21 protein-coding genes and 1 tRNA gene are annotated in these 21,446 nt (G+C 45.8%); 11 read left to right on the top strand and 11 right to left on the bottom strand.

Annotation, left to right across the window (positions count from 1 at the left end; genetic code table 11):
* Window positions 1-93: 93 nt before the first annotated feature.
* The 3 genes from JUB15_RS12860 to JUB15_RS12850 form a co-directional block, all read right to left on the bottom strand.
* Window positions 94-771, bottom strand: coding sequence for a GNAT family N-acetyltransferase (locus JUB15_RS12860; protein WP_207512902.1), 678 nt, complete (start codon window positions 769-771; stop codon window positions 94-96).
* Window positions 772-861: 90 nt separating this feature from the next.
* Window positions 862-2,358 (bottom strand): NAD(P)H-hydrate dehydratase, encoded by a 1,497-nt coding sequence (locus JUB15_RS12855; RefSeq protein WP_207512901.1) that lies wholly within the window; start codon window positions 2,356-2,358, stop codon window positions 862-864.
* Between the two features lie 12 nt (window positions 2,359-2,370).
* Window positions 2,371-3,555 (bottom strand): serine hydrolase domain-containing protein, encoded by a 1,185-nt coding sequence (locus tag JUB15_RS12850; RefSeq protein WP_207512900.1) that lies wholly within the window; start codon window positions 3,553-3,555, stop codon window positions 2,371-2,373.
* 253 nt (window positions 3,556-3,808) lie between these two features.
* On the opposite strand from JUB15_RS12850, the gene serA reads away from it, so the two are divergent.
* The 3 genes from serA to JUB15_RS12835 all read left to right on the top strand — a co-directional run bounded on the left by serA (window position 3,809) and on the right by JUB15_RS12835 (window position 6,521).
* Window positions 3,809-5,047, top strand: coding sequence for a phosphoglycerate dehydrogenase (serA, locus tag JUB15_RS12845; protein ID WP_207512899.1), 1,239 nt, complete (start codon window positions 3,809-3,811; stop codon window positions 5,045-5,047).
* A gap of 330 nt (window positions 5,048-5,377) precedes the next feature.
* Complete coding sequence (locus tag JUB15_RS12840) at window positions 5,378-5,791, top strand: DoxX family protein (protein WP_207512898.1); 414 nt, start codon at window positions 5,378-5,380, stop codon at window positions 5,789-5,791.
* 217 nt (window positions 5,792-6,008) lie between these two features.
* On the top strand, window positions 6,009-6,521 hold the full coding sequence (locus JUB15_RS12835; RefSeq protein WP_207512897.1) for a DinB family protein: 513 nt from the start codon (window positions 6,009-6,011) through the stop codon (window positions 6,519-6,521).
* 92 nt (window positions 6,522-6,613) lie between these two features.
* Here JUB15_RS12835 and JUB15_RS12830 read toward each other — a convergent pair whose 3' ends face one another.
* Window positions 6,614-9,232, bottom strand: a complete 2,619-nt coding sequence (locus JUB15_RS12830; RefSeq protein WP_207512896.1) for a DUF5916 domain-containing protein — start codon at window positions 9,230-9,232, stop codon at window positions 6,614-6,616.
* Between the two features lie 346 nt (window positions 9,233-9,578).
* Between JUB15_RS12830 and JUB15_RS12825 the strand changes: the two genes are divergently transcribed.
* A complete protein-coding gene (locus JUB15_RS12825) occupies window positions 9,579-10,697 on the top strand; it encodes a Gfo/Idh/MocA family protein (protein WP_207512895.1) in 1,119 nt (372 codons plus the stop codon).
* A 100-nt stretch (window positions 10,698-10,797) separates the two neighbouring features.
* On the opposite strand, the gene JUB15_RS12820 is transcribed toward JUB15_RS12825, so the two are convergent.
* Window positions 10,798-11,211: an SPW repeat domain-containing protein gene (locus JUB15_RS12820; RefSeq protein ID WP_207512894.1), complete on the bottom strand. Its 414-nt coding sequence runs from the start codon at window positions 11,209-11,211 to the stop codon at window positions 10,798-10,800.
* A 234-nt stretch (window positions 11,212-11,445) separates the two neighbouring features.
* Between JUB15_RS12820 and JUB15_RS12815 the strand changes: the two genes are divergently transcribed.
* The 4 genes from JUB15_RS12815 (at window position 11,446) to JUB15_RS12800 (ending at window position 14,013) form a co-directional block, all read left to right on the top strand.
* Window positions 11,446-12,501, top strand: coding sequence for a patatin-like phospholipase family protein (locus JUB15_RS12815; RefSeq protein WP_207512893.1), 1,056 nt, complete (start codon window positions 11,446-11,448; stop codon window positions 12,499-12,501).
* Between the two features lie 62 nt (window positions 12,502-12,563).
* Window positions 12,564-13,154 carry a TetR/AcrR family transcriptional regulator gene (locus tag JUB15_RS12810; protein WP_207512892.1) on the top strand — a complete coding sequence of 197 codons (591 nt, stop codon included), beginning with the start codon at window positions 12,564-12,566 and terminating at the stop codon, window positions 13,152-13,154.
* Between the two features lie 94 nt (window positions 13,155-13,248).
* A complete protein-coding gene (locus JUB15_RS12805) occupies window positions 13,249-13,707 on the top strand; it encodes a hypothetical protein (RefSeq protein WP_207512891.1) in 459 nt (152 codons plus the stop codon).
* 3 nt (window positions 13,708-13,710) lie between these two features.
* Complete coding sequence (locus tag JUB15_RS12800) at window positions 13,711-14,013, top strand: DUF3817 domain-containing protein (protein WP_207512890.1); 303 nt, start codon at window positions 13,711-13,713, stop codon at window positions 14,011-14,013.
* 7 nt (window positions 14,014-14,020) lie between these two features.
* On the opposite strand, the gene JUB15_RS12795 is transcribed toward JUB15_RS12800, so the two are convergent.
* From JUB15_RS12795 to JUB15_RS12785, 3 genes are all read right to left on the bottom strand, one after another.
* Window positions 14,021-15,016 carry a glycoside hydrolase family 43 protein gene (locus tag JUB15_RS12795; RefSeq protein WP_207512889.1) on the bottom strand — a complete coding sequence of 332 codons (996 nt, stop codon included), beginning with the start codon at window positions 15,014-15,016 and terminating at the stop codon, window positions 14,021-14,023.
* Window positions 15,017-15,119: 103 nt separating this feature from the next.
* Window positions 15,120-16,208, bottom strand: coding sequence for an acyltransferase family protein (locus JUB15_RS12790; RefSeq protein WP_207512888.1), 1,089 nt, complete (start codon window positions 16,206-16,208; stop codon window positions 15,120-15,122).
* 139 nt (window positions 16,209-16,347) lie between these two features.
* The gene (locus JUB15_RS12785) at window positions 16,348-17,433 is read right to left on the bottom strand and encodes a porin (RefSeq protein WP_207512887.1); all 1,086 of its coding nucleotides are present in this window, start codon (window positions 17,431-17,433) and stop codon (window positions 16,348-16,350) included.
* Window positions 17,434-17,607: 174 nt separating this feature from the next.
* On the opposite strand from JUB15_RS12785, the gene JUB15_RS12780 reads away from it, so the two are divergent.
* Window positions 17,608-17,769: a hypothetical protein gene (locus JUB15_RS12780; protein WP_207512886.1), complete on the top strand. Its 162-nt coding sequence runs from the start codon at window positions 17,608-17,610 to the stop codon at window positions 17,767-17,769.
* Here JUB15_RS12780 and JUB15_RS12775 read toward each other — a convergent pair whose 3' ends face one another.
* Window positions 17,770-18,219 (bottom strand): carboxymuconolactone decarboxylase family protein, encoded by a 450-nt coding sequence (locus JUB15_RS12775; RefSeq protein WP_207512885.1) that lies wholly within the window; start codon window positions 18,217-18,219, stop codon window positions 17,770-17,772. It abuts the gene before it with no gap.
* A gap of 64 nt (window positions 18,220-18,283) precedes the next feature.
* Window positions 18,284-18,817 (bottom strand): Crp/Fnr family transcriptional regulator, encoded by a 534-nt coding sequence (locus JUB15_RS12770; RefSeq protein WP_207512884.1) that lies wholly within the window; start codon window positions 18,815-18,817, stop codon window positions 18,284-18,286.
* A 163-nt stretch (window positions 18,818-18,980) separates the two neighbouring features.
* Here JUB15_RS12770 and JUB15_RS12765 point away from each other — a divergent pair, with 163 nt between their 5' ends.
* Complete coding sequence (locus JUB15_RS12765; RefSeq protein ID WP_207512883.1) at window positions 18,981-20,174, top strand: glycoside hydrolase family 172 protein; 1,194 nt, start codon at window positions 18,981-18,983, stop codon at window positions 20,172-20,174.
* A 195-nt stretch (window positions 20,175-20,369) separates the two neighbouring features.
* On the opposite strand, the gene JUB15_RS12760 is transcribed toward JUB15_RS12765, so the two are convergent.
* Window positions 20,370-20,456 (bottom strand) — tRNA-Leu (locus JUB15_RS12760).
* Window positions 20,457-20,797: 341 nt separating this feature from the next.
* On the opposite strand from JUB15_RS12760, the gene JUB15_RS12755 reads away from it, so the two are divergent.
* Window positions 20,798-21,346: a YdeI/OmpD-associated family protein gene (locus tag JUB15_RS12755; protein ID WP_207512881.1), complete on the top strand. Its 549-nt coding sequence runs from the start codon at window positions 20,798-20,800 to the stop codon at window positions 21,344-21,346.
* Window positions 21,347-21,446 lie beyond the last annotated feature (100 nt).

Here is a 21,446-nt window from a genome sequence, read left to right as displayed (position 1 = left end):
TGCTTATTAATTATAAACTGAATAACTGAATAACTAGTTATCCCTGCCAACTCAGCATATCAACTGTAAACTTTAAACTTTGAACTGTAAACTTTAAACGGTGAACTGCATTTGCCAAAAAGAAATAACCCTTCTCGTAACAAATCCCAGATATTCGTATAACCGGATGGCGCGTTCATTGGTCTGTAATACGTGCAGGAAAGGGGTGTTGCCCTGTTCAAGATTGGTATGACATAACTGAACAATCAATTGTTGCGCATAACCGCGGCCTGTATAAGCAGGATCAGTGCAAATAGCACTTATCTCTGTTAGTCGTTCCAGTCGCATTCTTTCACCGGCTATGGCGACCAGTTGATCATTTTGCCGGATGCCAAAATAATTACCGAGTTGAGAAGTCTCCGGTTCATAATAACCGGGTTGTACTTTGTTAATCAGGTTGAACATTTCTGTTTTGTTAAATTCGGTTAGCTTAGCCACCGTAACATTCCTTTGTATGGCGGGCACCGGCCTTTGCAGGATCATTTGGGCGCAGGGTAGTTCTTTCAGCAATTGAAAACCGGCGGGCAGATGCGGCAGCTCACCTATTAGAAAAAAGGTCTCACCTGGTTCAAGCAGCTCACTTAACGCAAGCAGGTTTTCTGTTGTTGCCTCTTCAACCGCCGTAAAAGGTAAAATGCCGCGTTGGTATCTTTTAGCGCTTGTATCTCCCGCTGCAAACGATTGCTGGGTGCCGGTCAGTGCCCACCAGGCGGGGTTATCTAGTTTATCCAAAGGATCACTGTTATGCATATTGCAAGATAAGGCATGATGGTGAGTGGCCAATGGTCAATGGTGAATGGTCAATGGGCTTTGAACTTTAAACTATGAACTGGAAATCGATTGAAACGCCTGGCCCAGACAATCGATAAGGTCAGAAGCGATGAGGGAAGGCTGCGAAGTGTAAGCGGCTGCCAGGTCGCCGGCAAGTCCATGCAGGTATACGCCCATAATGGCAGCATGTAATGGTGCATACTGCTGCGCCAGCAGCCCGGTGAGTATACCGGTAAGCACGTCGCCTGTTCCGCCGGTGGCCATACCCGGGTTGCCCGAGCTGTTGAAATAGCCCTTGCCATCAGGGGATGCAATAAACGTGTAACGGCCTTTCAATACAATATAAAGCTGGTGGGCTGCTGCTTTTTGCTGGGCCAGCTGTATGCGCTCGTAGTCGTTGAATGTCTTGCCGAACAGCCGTTCGAACTCTTTTGGATGGGGTGTAAGTATGGAGCCGGGCGGGATCTTGTTCAATAATGCTGTTTCCCGGCCTATCGTGTTCAAACCATCTGCATCTATGACCATGGGCCGGCGGTTCTGCTCAAATAATGTATATAGCAGCGGGATATTCGCCGCATCTGAACCAAGTCCGGGACCAATGCCAATGACGTCGTATTTGTCCATTTCTGCCGCGGGATGTTCGTTTTCGGCGGTTTTGCACATAGCTTCCGGCACCGATACCTGCATAATTGTATAACCGGAGGCTGGTATGTGGCAGGTGAGTTTGCCTACGCCGCTGCGCAAACAGGCCCGGGCACATAAAACGGCAGCGCCCATCATGCCATAGCTGCCGGTAACGAGCGCGGCATGGCCAAAATCGCCTTTATGGGAAAATGCCTGGCGAGGTTGCAGCAGGCGGTTGACGATTGGCCGGTCGATCAGTTCAAAAGGAGCGTCCTGTGTGTTTAAAAAATCGGGGTGCAGGCCGATATCCAGGATATGCATCCCGCCAATGACCGCTGCGTTCTCCGGCATCAGGAAAGCCGGTTTAAAACATTGAAAGCTAAGGGTGTGCCTGGCTTTGATGATCGTATTTCCGCGGCTGCTGTGGTCTACGAATAGCCCGCTCGGAATATCGATGGCAATGACCTCGTTGCCGCTGTTATTTATATGCTTAATAAGCTGCGCGGTGAGCCCGTCGGTGGGCCGGTTAATGCCGGAGCCCAGCAAGGCATCGATCACCACATCGGCTGGAGGAATAGGATGCAAGGCTTCTTCTGACGACACAAACCGGATCCCCGCGGTGGTGTCGTGCAATCGGGCCAGGTTGATCTGAAAATCAACGGTTCCCTTGTGCCCGAATTCGAGGATATGAACGGTAACAGTATGATTGCTCTGGGCCAGCAGGCGGGCGATCACGAGGCCATCTCCGCCATTATTCCCTTTTCCGCAGAAAATGGAATAAGACCGGCCTTTATAGTTGTGTTGCATCAACCATTCATAGCAGGCTGTGGCAGCGCGCTCCATGAGGTCGACCGATGCAATCGGTTCATGGCGGATGGTGTATTCGTCCCAGGCTCTAATTTGTTCGGTAGCAAAAATTTGCATCCCGAAAATTAATTACTTTCTGGCAGTTGAGCGGCGATGGGAGCTTTTCTTTTTTGTGGTGGCTTTTGCCTGGCGGGGCCTTTCTGCGCGGGCTACCTGGGTAGGCTCATCGTCGGCATAGCGGCGATGTTGCTGCATATAATCGCCAAAGATGTCGGCCAGCTCCTTCACTTTATATACATAGCGGCAATCGTTGTTGCAAAGGGCAATGATCACGGCATCTTCATCGGTCATCCGATAGAAGGAAGTGCGGTTGCCATGCCACCAGCCATTGTGGTAAATGAGTTTTTTGCCGTTCTTCAGCAGGTACATACGCCAGCCCAGCCCATAATTGTGGGTGCCGGGCTTTTCAAAACTGTAACCTGCATAGGCCTGGTCGAGAGTAGCTTTTTTAAAATAGTTCTCGCGTTGCAGGGCCTGGTGCCATTTCAACAGGTCGCGAACCGTGCTGTAGACGTTCTTGTCGCCATACACTGCATCGAGGAATTCGAACCTGTATTCGCGGTTGCTGTAATAGAAAGATGGCATATAGCGGGCAGAATCGGCCAGGGTGAATACATACGTATTTTTCATCCCAAGCGGATCGAAAAAGGTCTTTTTCAAATAATCCTTGAAGGATAGTCCACTTACTTTCTCAATGATCAGCGCCAGCAGTGCATAGTTGGTATTGCTGTAGCTGAAGCCACGATTGGGGGGCGCGATAGGTATTTTCTTGTAGTTGGCAATAAGGAAATCCAATACATCCTGATTGGAGATCATTTTTCGTTTATCCCAACCCATTTCGCCCATGTAATGATCGTATTTCGGAATGCCGCTGCGATGGTTGAGCAACGTACGTATGGTTACACCTTCCAAAGGAAAGCCAGGCAGGTATTTGGAAACAGGATCTTCAATATTCAGCTTACCTTCTTCCCATAGCCGCAACGTGGCCATGCCGGTAAAAGTTTTTGATACAGAAGCGAGGTGAAATGGTGTGGAGGGAGTAATGGAGTCTTTTTTTGTGCGGGGATCTACAAATCCGGTATATTCTTCAAATACGATCTGTCCATTCTTTGCAACAAGGATGCTGCCATTGAACCGGGTTCTTCCCAGGGTGGAATCAAGATGGTTATCAACCCTTCTCCTCAAATTGCTAATTTCCTCGGGCGTTAAGGTAACAGCATGAGCAGGTAAAGATGAGGTATCACCTGCGTTCATTGGGCCAGAGGTCACCTTTTTATTGTTAACGCGCGCACAACTCTCCAATGCCAGTAGTATAAGCAATAACCTGACTATGTTTTTCACCAGGACAATCTAATTTTAGGTTACCGTAATTTGCGAAATTATACAAAACCGATCAGTTACAGGCCCATGTATGCATTTTTCATGCCTAAGTTTCTGCAACTATGAACTATATTTGCAATCTTTTAACTAAGGTACCGTAAATAACGTAAAAGCAGTAGGAATCATTATGACCGACAAACAAATTACGAGTTATCCCAAGGAAAAGATAAATATTCTTCTACTTGAGAACATCAGTGACACGGCTGTAAAATTCTTTAAAGACAATGGCTACACATCCGTTAAGAAAGTAACGGGGGCATTAAGTGAAGAGGACCTGATAAAGGAAGTGAAGGATGTGCATTTGCTGGGTATCCGATCCAAAACGCAAATTACGCCACGTGTTCTGGATGCTGCTAAGAAACTGCAGGCGATTGGCTGTTTTTGTATTGGTGTAAACCAGGTTGATCTAAAATACGCTAAACAACAGGGTGTTGCGGTGTTCAATGCGCCGTATTCCAATACCCGTTCGGTAGCAGAGCTGGTGATCGGTTTGTCAATTCTGTTGATCAGACGCATTGTTGACAAGAACAAAGCGGCTCACGAAGGTATATGGTTGAAAGATGCGAAAGGCAGTTACGAGCTTCGTGGCAAAACACTGGGTATTATCGGTTATGGAAATATCGGTACACAGGTAAGTGTGCTGGCCGAAGCGCTGGGTATGCATGTGATTTTTTACGACACGGTAACCAAGCTGCCCTTAGGCAATGCAGTGGCGAAGAAATCGTTGAAAGAACTGGTAAGCCAGGCAGATATCATTACACTGCATGTGCCTGAAACCGCCAGCACTAAAAATATGATCAATAAGAACGTGATCAAGAATTTCAAGAAAGGTTCTATTCTTATAAACTATGCCCGTGGTGAGGTAGTTGAACTGGAGGCGCTGGCCAAAGCCCTGCAGGACGGACAATTGAGCGGTGCTGCGGTAGATGTATATCCCTGGGAACCTGAAAAGAATGGCGACAAATTCACTACGCCGTTACAGGGGTTGCCCAACGTTATTCTTACCCCGCACATTGGTGGTTCAACAGAAGAAGCGCAACAGAACATAGGTGAAGATGTGAGCAATAAGCTTTTCCAGTATCTTGAAATGGGCGTGAGCATTGGTTCCCATACCGTGCCGCCATTAAGCCTGCCGCCCCAGGAAGGAACACACCGTATTTTACATGTTCACCGCAACGTGCCTGGTGTGTTATCGGCTATCAACACCACTTTGTCGAACAACAAGATCAATATTCTTGGCCAGTACCTGAAAACCAATGATGAAATTGGGTATGTGGTGCTTGACCTCGACCGTAAGATCTCCAATACCGCGGTACAGTTGTTAAAAGAAGTAAAGGATACTATCAAGGTAAGGCTGTTATACTAATCTAAATCATTCATAAACGAAAGCGGGTCGTTCTAAATGAGCGATCCGTTTTTTTGTGTTGTTACCAGTTACCGGTTTCCAGTCACCGCGCAAAAAATTAGGAGAACCCGATTAGTTGCAAAGTGATCGAAATTTAAAGTCCTGGTAACTGGTACCCGGTAACCGGTAACTGTTCGTGTCGCAAAACACCCCATTATTGTCCGCAACACACCCCGTTAAAGCTGTTTATTGAATATATTTTTGTTTCAACAAACCAGGCCGGTATACAACAAAGCATCGCTGGCCTGCTAACAAAACAAAAATAATTAGTCAACGATTAAACTATTTGTTATGAAAAAGACGAACATTTTCTATTGGGTGTTTACCGGGTTATTTGCTTTCCTGATGCTAGGTTCAGCCATTCCTGATATCATGAGCCATCCTGTGGCAATCCAGGGCATGCATGTGGAACTGGGCTATCCGAAATTCTTTGTCCCCTTCATTGGCGTTGCAAAATTATTAGGCGTCATAGCTATCCTGGTGCCTGGTTTTCCCCGGATAAAAGAATGGGCATATGCCGGGTTGTTCTTCGATCTCATAGGCGCAACTTATTCAATACTGGCCATTGGCAAACCCGACTGGATGTTTATGGTATTGCCTTTGGGACTGGCCACTGCTTCTTATGTTTTTTATCAAAGAAGAAAAAGATTGCAACAGGACAGGATTGGTAATCAACAGACTGCTGTGTTAAGTACTGCGTTTTAAGTTTACAGTTCAAAGTTTATAGTTCATAGTTTATAGTTCATAGTTCGCAGTACCTGGTTATTGAGTTATTAAGATATTTGGTTCCTGCCGGAACCGACTAACTTAATAACTTTTTTCTTGTAGCGAAATTTCCACACCGGTTAGCTGTCAATTGGCTGCGGTAATAATTAAATTTGTTTTTCAGTAACTTGATGCCAAACCATTAAATAGCAAAACCATGGATCAGGGCACATTAGGCAAAACCTATTTAAAAGAGCTGGAAGCAGAGGTAACGGCTACCCGAAAATGCCTGGAGCGCATACCGGTTGAACTGTTCCATTACAAACCGCATGAAAAATCAATGGAGCTGGGATACCTCACCATACTGGTGGCTGAGATGCCCAACTGGATCACCACCATGATTGAACAACCCGAGATTGATCTGGCTACAGGTCAGTTCTTCAAACCTGCCAGCACTGCCGATGTAGTAAAACGGTTTGATGAAAATATCCAGGGCGCCAAAAACGCCTTGAACAAGGTTACTGATGAAGCTTTGCTGGAGCCATTTTCTTTGAAGAGGAATGGAGAGGTGCTTTATACCGCTCCTAAACTGGGCCAGATCGGATCCACTTTAAACCACCTGGTGCATCACCGCGGCCAACTTACCGTTTATATGCGATTGAATGATATTCCCGTGCCTTCTATTTATGGACCTTCTGCGGATGAGCAAAAATGGCAAAACGATTTCTGATTTCTGATTTCGAGATTTAGGGATTTGCTCCAATATAAGCAGCCCGCTAAATCTCAAAATCTCGAAATCTCAAAATCTCGAAATTTCTTAAGCTATTTAAGAAAGCGGTACGTCCATTTAAACAAAAAGATATTTCTTGCCGCCTGGTTATCGAAGGCATTCTGAAATAAACTTTTTGGAATGGCTACATTATTGTACAGGTCAGCCGATGCATCGGGTGTATTGCTTTGCGACCACACGAGGTAGAGCTCGGAGCCTGGTTTGTATTCCCACCGCATGACAAAATTGGAACGGAACTGCACAAAATTGAAATCGGGTTTGCCGAAGCTGTAATCGACTATCCCATCGTTTTGCTCATCTACCTGGTATTCGCCATTCACTTCTTTTACTTCTCCATTGTTGAATGGATGGAAACGATCGTTGTAATTTTTTGCCGTGGCATTGGTTACATAGGCAAAGTGGTTGTACAACGGCCGGTTAATATAGGGCTGCCCATAGTATTGCAGGGTGAGGTCGGGTGTAATGTTATACGTCAGGCGGCCGGTAAAACGCAAGGTGTTTTGTTTTACTTCGCTTACAATGGTCCGGGTAGTGTTATTATAAGTTACATTATCAACAAACTGGTCCTGCCGGCGCCAGTAATAAATATAGAGGGCACTCAAACTGACGCGCAGGTTATTCATCGGTTGAAAGTATAACGTAAGTTCCAGATTGTTCGTTTTTGTGGTATTACCGAATCCCCATGTATTGATAATACCCAGGTAAGCGGATACCTTTTTCCGAAAGTCGGTATTCACATACATGTTATGTGAAATATTGCCGGGATTACGGATAGCCGTGGCGCCCCGTAATGCATTGTTTGAAACGTCGTACACATTGGTAGTGCTGCCCGTACCGGCCTGCCAGTTGTTCCTGAAGGTGGCATGCGAGTTGAAATTGAAGGCCTGGTTCATGAACCTGCCGCCGTAATCCCACCGCGACCAGTGATTATAGTTTAGCCTTGCATTACGGAAGAAAAGGAACGACTTAGGCCAATGCAAACCAGCCCAGGTAAAATGGTTGATCTCATTAGCGGTGAGCATAAAGCCGATATCGTTCAGCTCCAGCTCCGGCGAACGAAGGGTAAAACCCGTTTCAAATTTAAATAACCGGCCATGACGGCCGGAATTACCACCCACTTTTCCAAACCTGAAGGTGCCACCGGTGCCGGTGAGCGCGGTGCGGTTACTGTCTACCGATACCTCGCTGGCGCCGTTGCGCTGAAACAGGTGTTCAAAAGCTGTCTGGGTATTGAGGATGGCGGTTTTACTACCCTGTACCTGGCTGAACACCATATTACCCCGAACATACCAGGTGCGGTTTTTCCAGGTATGAAAGAAATCGAGCCCGCCGGAGTAAGCGCTGCGATGGAGCTGGTCATTCAACCCGTTATCACGATTTACCGCAGTAAAAATGCCGCCCAATATGGTTTGACCACCATTGATATCTTTTTGCAAGCGGCCAACAAAATAGTTGGTAAGCGGTTCTACCAGTTCCTCTCTTTTTTCGCCATTGTTATCAATGGTGGCGATCTCTTTTTCGGTAATGCTTTCCAGGATGCCGATGCTCCAGCCTTTGCGCGTTTTGCCACTGAACTTGGCCGCCCCCAGGATCGTATTGTTTAAAGGCATCTTCAGGTATTCATCGCTGTTTATTTTCGGCGAAGCATGCGGTGCGCTGCCGATGCGGCGGGAATAAAAGAGCAGGTCGGAGTCGTAATCGCCGCCCGCTTCTGACCCGGTTAACTGGTAATCAAAAATATTGCGGCTTTCCATAAAGAATGGACGGCGTTCTTCAAAGAAGTTCTGAAAGCCATCGATGCGCACCTGGGAGGGATCGGCTTCTACCTGGCCAAAATCAGGATTTACGGTAAAATCGAGAATAAGGTCGTTGGTAACGGCATACTTGCCATCGAGCCCGCCGTTTAATTTTGTGTCGAACCCTTTCGCAAACGGATTGCCATCTTCTTTTTTGTACTTATCGGCCTGCATAGTTACATAAGGCGCTATTTCCACCTGTCGGTGCAGGGGAATGTTCTTCAATCCCTTCAGTTCGCCAAAACGGCTTACCCATACACCTGAGTTTTGTGGAATGTATTGCCAGCAGGACCTTTCTTCTTTTCGAAAAATGCGCCTGGTAACCTGAATACCCCAGGTTTTGTCTGCTTCATTGCCATAACGAAGCTGGCTGAACGGGATCTTCACTTCTGCCGTCCAGCCGGTATTATCAATATGGGTTTTAGCAAACCAGATAGGGTTCCAGTTTGCGTCCCAGTTATTGCCATTATTTGAAACAAACTCATCACCGCGAACGCCGGATACCGACAGGGTAAAGGAAAAGGCGGTGCGCAGGTCGTGGTAGCTGTCGATGTTTATTTCTACCCAGTCGCCGGGAAACTGGTCGCGGCGGTCCATCCATCTTATGATGGAGTCGGGATATTGATCAATACAATGGTATGCGATATACAGGTATTTTTCATCATACAGAATTTTGAAACGGGTAGGCTGATGGGGCGCTTTCCCTTCGTTGGGCTGCCATTGCGTGAAGTCACCGGTCCAGTCAACTGCATTCCAGGCTTCCTCATTCGGTATACCGTCTAATGAAATGGCGCTTTTGAGGTGTTGAGTAATAAAAGTTCTTCTTACAACCGTTGTATCGGTGGATTGACTCATGGCGGTTGTTGTGACTGTGACTGCAAAAGAGATTAGCAAAAGCAGTTTACCCGGGTTCATATACCAATTGTACAAATTCTCTTATTTTTTTTCCTGTTAAAGTATAACAGCGGTAGCCTGTGAAATTTGGATGGCGGAACAATTGTTGCTGTGATCGAAGGAAGTAACCGGTCGGTATGATTGATAAAAATTGACCATTTAAAGGATGAGCGGAAAAAGCCGCCTGCAAGAACGATACAATGCGGCTGTTAATGGCAAACGATCATCACCTTTTGTAAAAATGTTGGTAGGGTGTTTTAGGTGCTGGTAACTCATTGTTAATTAAATTTATTCAAAATTGGCAATTATGAATTCCCGTCGAAACTTTCTGCAAAAACTGGCCGCTTCGGTAGTTACATTTCCCCTGTTATCGTCCGAAGCAATAGCATGTATGGAACAAACCGGCTCTATGGTACAGGATGGACCGCCATTACGCGTAGCCATCATGGGATTGGGAAGTTATGGCACCCGCGTAGCGGAAGCCATGAAGGACTGCAAACGGGCCCGGCTAACCGGAGTTATCAGCGGTACCCCGGCCAAGATCACCAACTGGCAGTCGAAGTACAACATTCCCGAAAAGAACTGTTATAATTACGAGAATTTCGACCGGATAAAGGACAATCCCGACATAGATGCGGTGTATGTGATAACGCCGAATGCGTTGCACCGTGAGCACGTGATAAGAGCAGCCAAAGCGGGTAAACATGTCATTTGTGAAAAACCGATGGCGCTGAATGCAAAGGAAGGGCAGGAGATGGTGGATGCCTGCAAAAAGGCGAATGTAAAATTACTGGTAGGGTACAGAATGCATTTTGAACCCAAGACCCTCGAGATCATCCGCATGCGGAAAGAGGGCGAATTGGGAAAGATCATGTTCTTTCAGGGATTGAGCGGTTTTGCCATCGGCGATCCCGGCCAATGGCGACTGAAGAAAGAACTGGCCGGCGGAGGCGCTTTGATGGACATAGGTATTTATTCCATTAATGGTGCGCGTTATATGGTAGGCGAAGAACCGGTCTGGGTAACGGCGCAGGAGACCAAAACGGATCCCGAGAAGTTTAAACCGGGCGTAGATGAAACTATTCAGTTCCAACTGGGTTTTCCCAGCGGGGCGGTGGCTTCCTGTTTATCTACTTATAGTATGAACAACCTCGACCGCTTCTTCCTGAATGGCACTAAAGGATTTGCCGAACTACAGCCCTCAACAGGCTATGGCCCTATTAAGGGTCGAACCAATAAAGGCGAATTAACGCAGCCGCATATGACGCACCAGACCGTGCAGATGGATGAAATGGCTGCGATTATCATGGATGGCAAACAGCCGGTGGTTTCAGTAGATGGAGAAGAAGGCTTACGCGACCTGAAGATCATCGATGCCATTTATGAGGCGGTTAAATCGGGCAAGAAAGTTAAGTTGACCATTTAATTACAAGGCGGGACAAAATTTTCCCAGGTTACAATTGCAACCATTGTCAACAGGTAGATAGCATAAGCCCCGGTTAAAAGACCGGGGCTTATGCTGTTTTTTAGTGTATTGCCGTTCCTCTGATGTTGTTATCACCGGTTATATGCCTTTGGGTGGGCGTTCGTCCTTCGCCAGGTTCACGTTTTGAAATGAACACGATCACCAGGCCAATACTTCCCAATATTACGTGTGGTTCCCAAATGTAATCTTTAAAGCCGAACAGCCAGGGCGAAGCGATCAGGAGCAGACTAACGATGGTGTCGAGTAATAAATGCCGGCGCATAGGTATCATCCGGGCCTGGCTTAACTCATACCTGGTCAACAAACTGTACAGTATCGTTGCTATACCCAGTATTGGCGGAATAAATGTACTTGCGTCATCCCTGGCAAAATTAAATATCCATGGGGCTGCAATGAGCAGCGCGCCCATTATATAATCGATGTATCCATGGATCTTTGTGCTGAGTAAGTTCATATCCCAGAGGTTTAGTGTACTATAAAAACTTCACAAGTTATGCCAGCTCATTGGGCCGGGCTTTTGCTGCCGGCATAGTTGGGGAGTGTAGAGTAAAGGCAGTTATTTAGGGAGATTTATTTACACTGGAGCCCGCGGTCACCTACAATGTTAAAACCTTGAAGGTGCCTGCCGGGATCATCCAACTTTTCATCAACGTGTTACGTATCTTGTAGCCTAAACATTAAAGCCCTGATGAAAAAACTTGTCTTGTTTACAGTTTCGCTAATTGTTGGTGCTGCAGGCTACGCTCAAACACCGCGGTACCGTAACCTCGTGATGGAAGGCGGAGGGGTGAAGGGTTTTGCGTATGCCGGTGCTTTACAGGTACTTGACAGCATGGGCATTTTAAAAGACATTCAGCGGGTAGGAGGTACTTCGGTGGGCGCTATACAAGGGGCATTGCTGGCCGTTGGTTATACGTCGGGTGAGATCATTGAGTTAACGGCGAATATCCCCTTAAAAAAGTTCAATGACGGCGGCTGGATGCTGGCCGGTGGTATCAGGCGCCTGCGTAAACAATTTGGCTGGTATAAAGGAGAGAAAATAGCTAAGTGGATGGAAGATCTGCTGGCTGCTAAAACAGGTAATGCCGATATCACCTTCGGGGAACTGCATGCAAAACGTGTTGAAAAAAATTATAGAGACCTGTATATAACGGGCACCGACCTTACCTATCAGCGGCTGCGGGTATTTTCGCATGAGAGTTATCCGGATATGCGCATTTGTGATGCTGTGCGTATTTCGTTATCTATACCCTTGTATTACCGGGCTGTGCTGATGGATGACTGTGGCAGGGTATATGAAAGACCTACGGACAAGCAATTACTGCATGTAATGGTTGATGGTGGCGTGCTGAGTAATTACCCCATCAGTTTATTTGATTCTACCAAATACATCAACGGTCATAATGCGCCAGTCAATACATGGGTCGAAAACCGTGAAACGCTGGGGCTGCTGATGGAAATGCCCGAACAAATTCAATACAATGCAGAGCAGCCGGGCGTTTACCCGTTTGAGATCTATACCCTGAGCGATTATCTGAAAGCGTTGTACCACACGCTGATCGATAAGGCCAATCCGGAAGTTACCCATCCCAATAGTTTACGCAGGACCATTGCCATTAACAATATGAATCTCTCCGGCCGCGTACGCAGGCTGCCGAGGAAAACAATAGCTGAGCTGGTGGAGCATGGAAGGGAAGGCGCGAGGCGTTTTTTTGCCGCCGAACCGTTAAGGACCGACCAGTAACATTTGTATAAATACGCGATAGTAGCTTACTTTGTTAAAAAAATACCGGTTAGTATCTAAACATGAAAAAGGCCGAGGCAACAAGATTGGGCATTTTACAAAAGGCTTTTGAACTGATCTATGTAAAGGGTTATCAAACGACAAGTATCGATGATATTCTGGCAACTACACAGGTCACTAAAGGCGCTTTTTATTATCATTTCAGGAATAAAGATGAGATGGGCATTGCCATCATCAATGAATTGCTGAAACCCAGTTTTGCAACTGCGTTTATCAAGCCGCTTCAGTCAGAAGGCGATCCGGTAAAGATCATTTATGACATGATGTATGCTATCCTGATGAAAAATCAATTTTTGAAAGTAGAGTACGGTTGCCCCGCGGCCAATTTTACCCAGGAAATGGCTCCCTGGCATAGTGATTTCACCAGGGTGTTAAACGAGTTGTCGGAGGAATGGAAAAGCGCCATTGTCCATTGCATCAGGAACGGAAAAAAAGCCGGAAGTATAAGAGCAGATGTGAAAGCTGAACAGGTTGCCGTTTTCATTATGTCGGGCTACTGGGGCATTCGAAATATGGGTAAATTGAATAACAGCAGCGCTGTATATCTTGTGTATCTAAAGCAATTGAAAGATTACCTGAATTCCCTGCAATAATTTTTTTCAGTAAAAACATACCAGTTAGTATGTTTTTGTGTTAGCTTTGCCCTGCCTTTATTTTAAACAATCACAAAGCGGGTATAGCCTGATTATGTATCAATTCCTCATTTATTTGCATTCGTATGTACGATGGTTCGTACTGGTGAGCTTGTTCCTTGCGGTATGGAAGGCCTGTAGCGGATATTTCTTCAAACGAAAATTCACAAAAGGCGATAATGCCGTACGCCATTGGACGGCTACTATAGCGCATATACAGTTAATGGCTGGAATGACTTTGTACTTTCAAAGTCCGCTAATAAAGTATTTTCTTAAGAACGGTAATAAAACCATGGAAGACGCCGGGTATTTGTTCTTCGGAATAATACATAGTACACTGATGCTGGTTGCTATTGTCATTGTTACCGTTGGATCGGCATTGACAAAAAGAAAACAAACAGATGAACAGAAATTCAAAACAATGTTGTTGTGGTATTCGCTTGCATTGGTTATAATCTTTATAGCCATTCCCTGGCCGTTCTCCCCATTTGCTAACAGACCTTATATCAGATAGCATATGCAATCATTATTTAAAACAAAGATCGGGCGCCTGCGGCTGCTCGGCTTCCTGGAAGGAGTTTCTCTTCTCTTACTGGTATTTATAGCTGTGCCGTTGAAGTATGCAGCACATGATGAAACGTTTACAAAATTACTTGGGCCTGTTCACGGCGTTTTGTTCCTGCTTTTTATATTCAATACAATTAGCGTAGGGGTTGAGCAGAGATGGGCTTTTACAAAAATCACCTGGAAAGTGATACTGGCCTGCTGTATTCCTTTCGGTACTTTTTATATTGACAGGAAGATCTTGAGTAAAGTGTAAGCGGTAATTACTTTAACACTTTGGGAGCTACGCCTTCAAAAGTTATTTTCACGGGTTTGATGAATCCCTTGTCATCAAACTCCATTTTATCGATGCAGGTCACCCGGTGGTTGCCGTCGGTTTCACCCAGAGGGCGGCGGTGGTATACAATATACCAATCGTTGCTGCCCGGAACTTGAAGCACCGAATGGTGGCCTGCACCGGTTGCCACGGCTGCATCCTGTTGCAGAACGGTGCCTATCCGCTCAAATGGACCAAATGGAGAATCGCCTATCGCATAAGCCACGCGGTAATCAGGACCTGTCCAGCCGCCTTCGCTCCACATAAAATAGTACTTGTTGTTACGGATGAACATAATGGGTCCTTCTACATAACCTTTAGGTGTGATCTCCCGGAAGGTATTCCCATCTTCAAACGGAACAAAGCCGGTAAAATCGTCTTTCAGTTTGGTGATGTTGCAATGACCCCATCCACCGTAGATCATATAGTACTGCCCGTCTTTGTCCCGGAACACAAACTGGTCAATAGGCTGCGCTTTGTTTACGATCTTATCGAGTAAGGGTTTGCCGAGGTAATCTTTGAAGGGGCCTTCCGGTTTATTGGCAACAGCGACTCCAATGCCACCGGGTTGCTGTTCGTTCTGAATATCGTTAGCGGCGAAAAATAAAAAGTACCGGCCATTCTTTTGCACAATGGCAGGCGCCCACATGGCCCTTTTCGCCCACTTGATAGCAGCCGTATCAACAATGCGTTCGTGTTTCGTCCAGTTTACCAGGTCCGTCGACGAGAAAGCATCTAGAAATACCTGTTGATTATAAGGTGCAGAGTAAGTAGGGTAGATCCAGTATCGCTTGTTGAAAATCGCCCCTTCAGGATCGGCATACCAGCCGGGAAAAACGGGATTGCCGGAGGTTTTTTTGCCCGCTGTTTGCTGTGCTTGCAGGGATGAACAACTGCTGATGACAATGGCAAAAAGCAAAGAAGGATAAACCAGTTTTTTCATGTTCAACGATAGTTGCGTTGAAGTTACTGGATAATTTCTTTGCCGGCGAAGCTAAAATTGTTTTGCACGAATGTGTTTGTCGAAAGGGAAATGAACCCGGGCGCTACTGATTCCTGGCGCCCTGTTTCATACGTCTGGTTAGCCATTTCCGCACAGGCTCATCTACATACTTCATAGTCAGGTACGCCAATAACAATAATAAGATTGTACCAATGACAATGATCCATGTCACAGTATCCATAGCAGGTTTGTGCTTTTCAACATAACTCATGAACACCCATATAAATGGATAATGGACCATGTAAAGCGGGTATGATATCTTTCCCGAAAAGCGGCAAAGGGCGCGGGTCGTTTTTTGCGTTACTGCGCCGGCGCCTAACACGACTAGTAATGGAAAATAAAAGATAACCACGAGTGGGTCGGCAATCCAGTTATGTTTTTCAGAGAACGGAAACAGTAAAGCCGGCAAGAGCAATAATCCTATTGACACAAAACCCAGCTTTGAGCGAATGATCCATCGTGAACGGTAAACAAGTACGCCTGCCAGGAACGAAAAGCTTACCCTGATGGCGCCTCCTTTAATATTATCGCCGCCCCATCCAACGCTAAGATGGCTTGATTGCGAGGATTCATATACCAGCGCTATGGCAGCCAGTACCGCTAATGCCCAAAGGAATTTCTTCGGTAGCCGGATAAGCAGCACGGCATAAAAAATATTAGCGATGTATTCCCAGAACAAGGACCATGTTGGTGGATTGAGATGAAAAAGATTTAAATATCTTTCCTTTACCACCGGGAAGGGGATCATCAGGCAGGAGTATATGAACAACAGCCAGGTTTTATCAGCATAGGTTTCATGTAAATTACTGAAGGGATCGAATACAAAGGTCAATAAACCGAGCACCGAGCCAATGATCACCAGTGGATGTAAGCGGGTCAGCCTTCGTTTGAGGAATGTAGAGATACCAATGACAGGCATTTTATCATCATAAGCATAGGCAATGACAAACCCTGACAGGCAAAAGAAAAAGTCCACAGCCAGGTAAGCATGGGCAATAAAATTTTTTTCGAGATCAGGTACGGCAATTTCCATGAAGTGAAAGATCACCACTGCAATCGCCGCAACACCCCTTAACCCGTCTAAGATCTCAAAATGTGGTTTGTCGGGCAGGGAAGTATGCGGATGTTTCATTTGGGGGGCAATATTCTGTATCACGTGAATTAAAACCAGCGCCAGCGAAGAAATTAATGCGTATTTAATGTGGAACCACGCATTATCGCAAGGTGATCTATGAATAAAGATGAAATGGTATTAAATTCCGAGCAATGAATTAAAAACTAACTGCTGCCGAAAATGTAACGGCCGTATTGGTATTAGTTACATTATCACCTTTGATAAAGATCTCGTCCCTGCTTTTCAACATTCTTCCTTCCAAACGAAGCGCGATGTTTTGCGCCGGCAGATAATCGATGTTGGCAGAGAATCCGGTTGTTTTGAATCCATTCGCGGTACCAGAGGCAATGATCACGCCCTTTTCATCGCTATAATATTCACCGCGTACGGCAAAGGCCCATTGATCAACCGGCGCATAACGCAGGATAACAACGGGCGTGTACCAGGTATTCATTTTGCTTTCGCCTTTAGCCGCCTGCTCCTGGCCGATATCGAAACCAAGGATCGCTTCTACTTGACTGCTCAACTGAATAGTACTGTATAAATTATGATAATATCTCCAAAGCCGGGCACTGTCGGGTTTATCAGTACCTATAAACGTGCTGTAATTCAATACCACTTTATTGGTTGGTTTAAACTGGATCTGTGTACCCCAGCTCATCAATGAATTGCCAGCCGCCCGTTGAATCCGTTGCCAGCCGTTCAGCGCCAACGCACTGAATAACCATTTATTATTATCGGTGGTGTAGGTGAGTTTGGCGCCGTTTTCGTAATAGGGGGAGTTTTCTGCCATCAGGCTCCTGGTTATGGTACGGCAATCCTTGCTCACGGCACTTTCAAAACCAATATGTGATGGCATAATGCCTATATCGAGCCACAGGTTTTTGCGGGCACTTAATTTAAAACCCACATTTGCTTCATATAGATTCTTAAGAACGCCGGGTTCAGCCGAATAGTTGGCATTCATGTAAGTTCCTGCTGCCAGCGCCAGATTGGCCCGAACGCGCTCGCCGGCATAGGCGGCTTTAATAAAGGCGATGTTTACATTGAACTCATTGCTCCGGTTGTGACTGTATAAAAATTCCGGCCGGTAGCTGTCTGCCGGTTTGTTAAAGTCGTAGCTATAATATGCCTCCGCATAGCCGCTGACACTGATCTGTGCTATGTCTCCTTTTTTCGTGGAATCCTGGGCCCATCCTGAAGTTGCAAATAAGACCACTGTAATTGTCAAGATCCGTTTCATTATTGTATATTGAATTATTTTACCTGCTGCTTTTTCCTGCTTATTCTCTCTTATTTTATTTAAAGCTTTAGGCCGTTTCAAACATTCACTTACAAGTAACGGAAGGCATTGACAAATATGCTTATTTTAATTACATTTATTTATTCTTAGCGCTCAAACCCCAAAACCAAAACTGTGCTTTTCAACTCGCTTGCATTTCTTGTTTTTCTGCACATTGTGTTCTGCTTATACTGGTTTGTATGTAATAAGCGTTTGCGTTTGCAAAATGGCCTGGTGCTGGTTGCCAGTGACAAAGGCGCCACCATTGCCACTCCTATTATTAAAAACGCCCTTTAGTTAAGACGCCACGGTTCTTGTCGAAATGCCTATTCGGTTCAAAAAGTTGATGTGACAGATGCAGACGATGATATCGGCTATTTCCCGGTCATTAAAATGCGTTTTGATCTTTTCATATGTTGCGTCAGTAACGCCATGAACGGAAATATGCGTAATTTCTTCTGCCATTTGAAGCGTGCTTTTCTCCATATCGGTAAACAGGGGGCTTTCTTCCCACGCGGTAAGGGCGAATATCCTGCGGGCTGTTTCGCCCTGTTGTAAAGCTTCCTGGGTATGGTAATCGATGCAAAAAACACATTTATTGATCTGCGAAACCCGGATCTTGATGAGCTCTATGAGACTTTTTGGAATGGTAGAAGCATACAGTCGCTTGTCTATCGCAGCAATCTGATTCCAGTACAACGGTTCTTCCTTCCAAACATCTAAACGGTGTTTAATAACATTAAGCATAATTGAACATTTTTGTTTAGGAGGCAAATTTCGATAGCAAAAATGCAATGCTTCTTAAACTGGTTTAAGAAAGATATTTTTTGCGGATCTCACTCAGGTATTCGGGGGTAAAACCCAGGAAGGAAGCCAGGAGATACTGGGGAACGCGCTGAACAAACTGCGGGAACTGCTCATTGAAATGCCGGTATAATTCTTCCTTGGAGAACTCGTATAACAGCCGGAATCTTATTTGAGAAGCGGCATAAGCCTTTTGAAATACGAGGTGAAAATATTCGTTCAGTTCCGGAACCTGTTTCAGCAGCTCACGCTGGCTGTTGGCTGTAATGCACAGCACATTGGTGGTTTCTACCGCACGAATGGACAGCTGTGCCGGGGAACCGGTTGGGAAAGCCATAAAATCCGACGTCCACCAGTTCTCCAGTGCGAAGTCGGTCGTTTGTTCAACCCCATTCTGCTTTAAGTAATATAGGTGTACGCAGCCTTTGACAATGAAAAATTTCTCATAACACCGTTGTCCTTCGCTTAACAACAGTTCTTTTTTCCGGTAAGTCCTTTGTTCAAAGAAAGCTTCCAGTAGATTTAATTTCTTTACATCCATTAGACAAAACTTGCTGATATGGGTTATAAGGTTTTCTATCACCGGCTTTCTTTTTGCGGCCAAAATTATTACAGTTCCCGCAATTTCTGTTTTTATCGCCTTACAGGTAAATGACGTCTTTGACGGGAATTAAGTATTAGCTTTAAGCCAAACATTCGCCAATATGAAAAAATCAGCAGTCAGGAAAGCGCGGAACATATTAGCCGCCGGCGTACTCTTTTTATTGGCCAGTCCGCTACTGGCACAACGCACACCAGACCCCTCAGGCGCGGTGCAAACGGAGATCTGGCAGTTTCGCGATTACACCTCGCAACGCATTTCCAGCCACGACACCAGCGGCGCCAACGACGACGGCAACTGGAAACACAAGATCAAACCGGGAGAAACACGCACAATAGGAAACGTAACCGGCCCGGGCATCATCAAACACATGTGGTTCACCATCGCCAGCAACGAAACCAATCACCTGAAAAAGATCGTCCTGAGAATTTATTGGGAAGGCAACAGCACACCAAGCGTCGAAGCGCCTATTGGAGATTTCTTCGGTCTCGGGCTCGCTAAATATTTCCTCTATGAATCGAGATATCTTTCAGTGGGATCACAGCGTGCACTGAACTGCTATTTTCCAATGCCTTTCCGTAGATCCGCAAAAATCACGATCACGAATGAAGGGGAAAACGCAATCGACGCATTTTACTATAATATCGACTGGGAAAAGCATGCATCGCTGCCTGAAAACATGACCTACTTCCACGCACAATACCGCCAGGCCGTACCAACAGACGGCTGGTCGGCCGACTGGAAAATGAACGGTGATGAAAAGATCAACAACAAACAAAACAAAAGCGGAGAAGGAAATTATGTTATCCTCGAAGCGCAGGGTAAGGGATTCTTCCTCGGCGTTACACATAGCATCGTGCAAAACCAGGGCGACTGGTGGGGTGAAGGAGATGAAATGATTTATATCGACGGCGACAAAAGTCCTACTATCAATGGAACAGGAGCAGAGGACTATTACCTGGGCGCATGGTGCTACGGCGGTTGCGGGATCAATCCTTTCGGAAACAATCAGCCGACATTCAGCTACTCCGATTATGGCAATCCCAGGAATGGCGGAGATAACCGCGGCGCGGAATGGACTGTTTATCGCTTTCACAGCGAGTCGCCAATCGTGTTTAAAAAGTCAATCAAAATGACCATCGAACACGGTCATGCTAATCACAGATCTGATAATTATTATACAGTTGCCTATTGGTATCAGACACAACCGCATGGCCCGTTCCCTGCTTTGCCGGCCGTTAAAGACCGCATTCCACGCATGGTGAACACCGATGGACCAACTAATGGTAAAAACTGACATGGAAAAATCTCGTGAATTTTTGAACAGGTGAACAAATGAGGTGTGCCGTTAGTGTCAGTTTGCGTGCTGTTCTTTTGCAGAAAACCGGGTGTCATTTGGGGTAGAAAAATGGGAGACAGCGTAAGAGCTTACCTGTTTTTGACCTGCCTGAAACAAAAAAGCCCTGTAAATCAATGACTTACAGGGCTAAGTTGGTGCCCAGGACTGGATTCGAACCAGCACACCCTTGCGAGCGCTGCGACCTGAACACAGTGCGTCTACCAATTTCGCCACCTGGGCAATTCAGATCTATATAATCCTAAAAGAACTTTTTACTTTTCCGAACTTTCTGCCGTTGACAGCAGTGTTATTTTTAATTCGGGTTGCAAAGATAATCGTATTTTGTAAACAGCCAAAAAAATGAGAAAAAAAATCTCAGAAAAAATTGAGTATCAACCGCCCACCTCCGCAACTTTCAATAACTGCATCAAACCACCTTGCTATCTTATACTATCTTAGCTGTAAACGCCCTTTATGGCTGCTTCCACTGCTCAAAAACTGAAAATAAAGGAAGGGTTTACCCTGCGTACCATCAATGCCCCGGCAGACTTTAAGCAGCAACTGGTGCGCTGCCGGATAAGGTGACTATAGACCCCAAGGCCAGGAACTTTCAGCAGATCCACTGGTTTATGCTGAACAAGGCCCAGCTCGATAAAGGATTGCCCAAAGTAATGCAGCTGGTAAAAGGGGAGGTGCTCTGTTGGTGCTATTACCCGAAGGGGACTTCCGCCCTGCAGACCGACCTAACCCGCGATAAGGGCTGGGATAACCTGCTTACAGTTGAAGCCTTTCACTGGGTCAGTCTTATCTCGTTCAACGATACCTGGTCGGCTTTTGCATTCCGGCTGAAAACGGAAGCTGATATAAAAAACGCTGCCCGGCCTAAAGAACGCCCTATCCTCGATCTTATCGATGCCAAACAAAAGATCGTTCGGTTGCCCGACGATCTGGCGAAACAGTTAGCCGGAAACAAAAAGGCAAAATCCTTTTTCGAAACACTTTCCTTTACCAACAAAAAGGAATACGTAGAATGGGTGGTAACCGCAAAACGTGTGGAAACACGTCAACAACGCATAAGCGATACGATTGACAGATTATGCAAAGGCTGGAACAATCCGCGTAATTTATAATGGCATAAGATTTTTATATTGTATCATCCGGGCCTGTTACAAGCTCGTTTTACAACCGTTTATTATGTTCATATTCAAGAGCAAAATCCTGTTTTTTTAT

The organism is Longitalea luteola, from assembly GCF_017356035.1.
GTDB classification, from domain to species: domain Bacteria; phylum Bacteroidota; class Bacteroidia; order Chitinophagales; family Chitinophagaceae; genus Niastella; species Niastella luteola.
The sequence above is the reverse complement of the archived record's forward strand: the minus strand, read 5'-3'. Positions and strand labels throughout refer to the sequence as shown.

Coding starts and splice junctions, on each gene's coding strand:
- JUB15_RS12790 (WP_207512888.1), bottom strand. CDS start 16,208: ATGAAACATCCGCATACTTCCCTGCCCGACAAACCACATTTTGAGATC.
- JUB15_RS12815 (WP_207512893.1), top strand. CDS start 11,446: ATGAAAAAACTTGTCTTGTTTACAGTTTCGCTAATTGTTGGTGCTGCA.
- JUB15_RS12820 (WP_207512894.1), bottom strand. CDS start 11,211: ATGAACTTACTCAGCACAAAGATCCATGGATACATCGATTATATAATG.
- JUB15_RS12810 (WP_207512892.1), top strand. CDS start 12,564: ATGAAAAAGGCCGAGGCAACAAGATTGGGCATTTTACAAAAGGCTTTT.
- JUB15_RS12830 (WP_207512896.1), bottom strand. CDS start 9,232: ATGAGTCAATCCACCGATACAACGGTTGTAAGAAGAACTTTTATTACT.
- JUB15_RS12805 (WP_207512891.1), top strand. CDS start 13,249: ATGTATCAATTCCTCATTTATTTGCATTCGTATGTACGATGGTTCGTA.
- JUB15_RS12795 (WP_207512889.1), bottom strand. CDS start 15,016: ATGAAAAAACTGGTTTATCCTTCTTTGCTTTTTGCCATTGTCATCAGC.
- JUB15_RS12850 (WP_207512900.1), bottom strand. CDS start 3,555: ATGAACGCAGGTGATACCTCATCTTTACCTGCTCATGCTGTTACCTTA.
- JUB15_RS12775 (WP_207512885.1), bottom strand. CDS start 18,219: ATGCTTAATGTTATTAAACACCGTTTAGATGTTTGGAAGGAAGAACCG.
- JUB15_RS12840 (WP_207512898.1), top strand. CDS start 5,378: ATGAAAAAGACGAACATTTTCTATTGGGTGTTTACCGGGTTATTTGCT.
- JUB15_RS12770 (WP_207512884.1), bottom strand. CDS start 18,817: ATGGATGTAAAGAAATTAAATCTACTGGAAGCTTTCTTTGAACAAAGG.
- JUB15_RS12785 (WP_207512887.1), bottom strand. CDS start 17,433: ATGAAACGGATCTTGACAATTACAGTGGTCTTATTTGCAACTTCAGGA.
- serA (WP_207512899.1), top strand. CDS start 3,809: ATGACCGACAAACAAATTACGAGTTATCCCAAGGAAAAGATAAATATT.
- JUB15_RS12800 (WP_207512890.1), top strand. CDS start 13,711: ATGCAATCATTATTTAAAACAAAGATCGGGCGCCTGCGGCTGCTCGGC.
- JUB15_RS12825 (WP_207512895.1), top strand. CDS start 9,579: ATGAATTCCCGTCGAAACTTTCTGCAAAAACTGGCCGCTTCGGTAGTT.
- JUB15_RS12855 (WP_207512901.1), bottom strand. CDS start 2,358: ATGCAAATTTTTGCTACCGAACAAATTAGAGCCTGGGACGAATACACC.
- JUB15_RS12765 (WP_207512883.1), top strand. CDS start 18,981: ATGAAAAAATCAGCAGTCAGGAAAGCGCGGAACATATTAGCCGCCGGC.
- JUB15_RS12835 (WP_207512897.1), top strand. CDS start 6,009: ATGGATCAGGGCACATTAGGCAAAACCTATTTAAAAGAGCTGGAAGCA.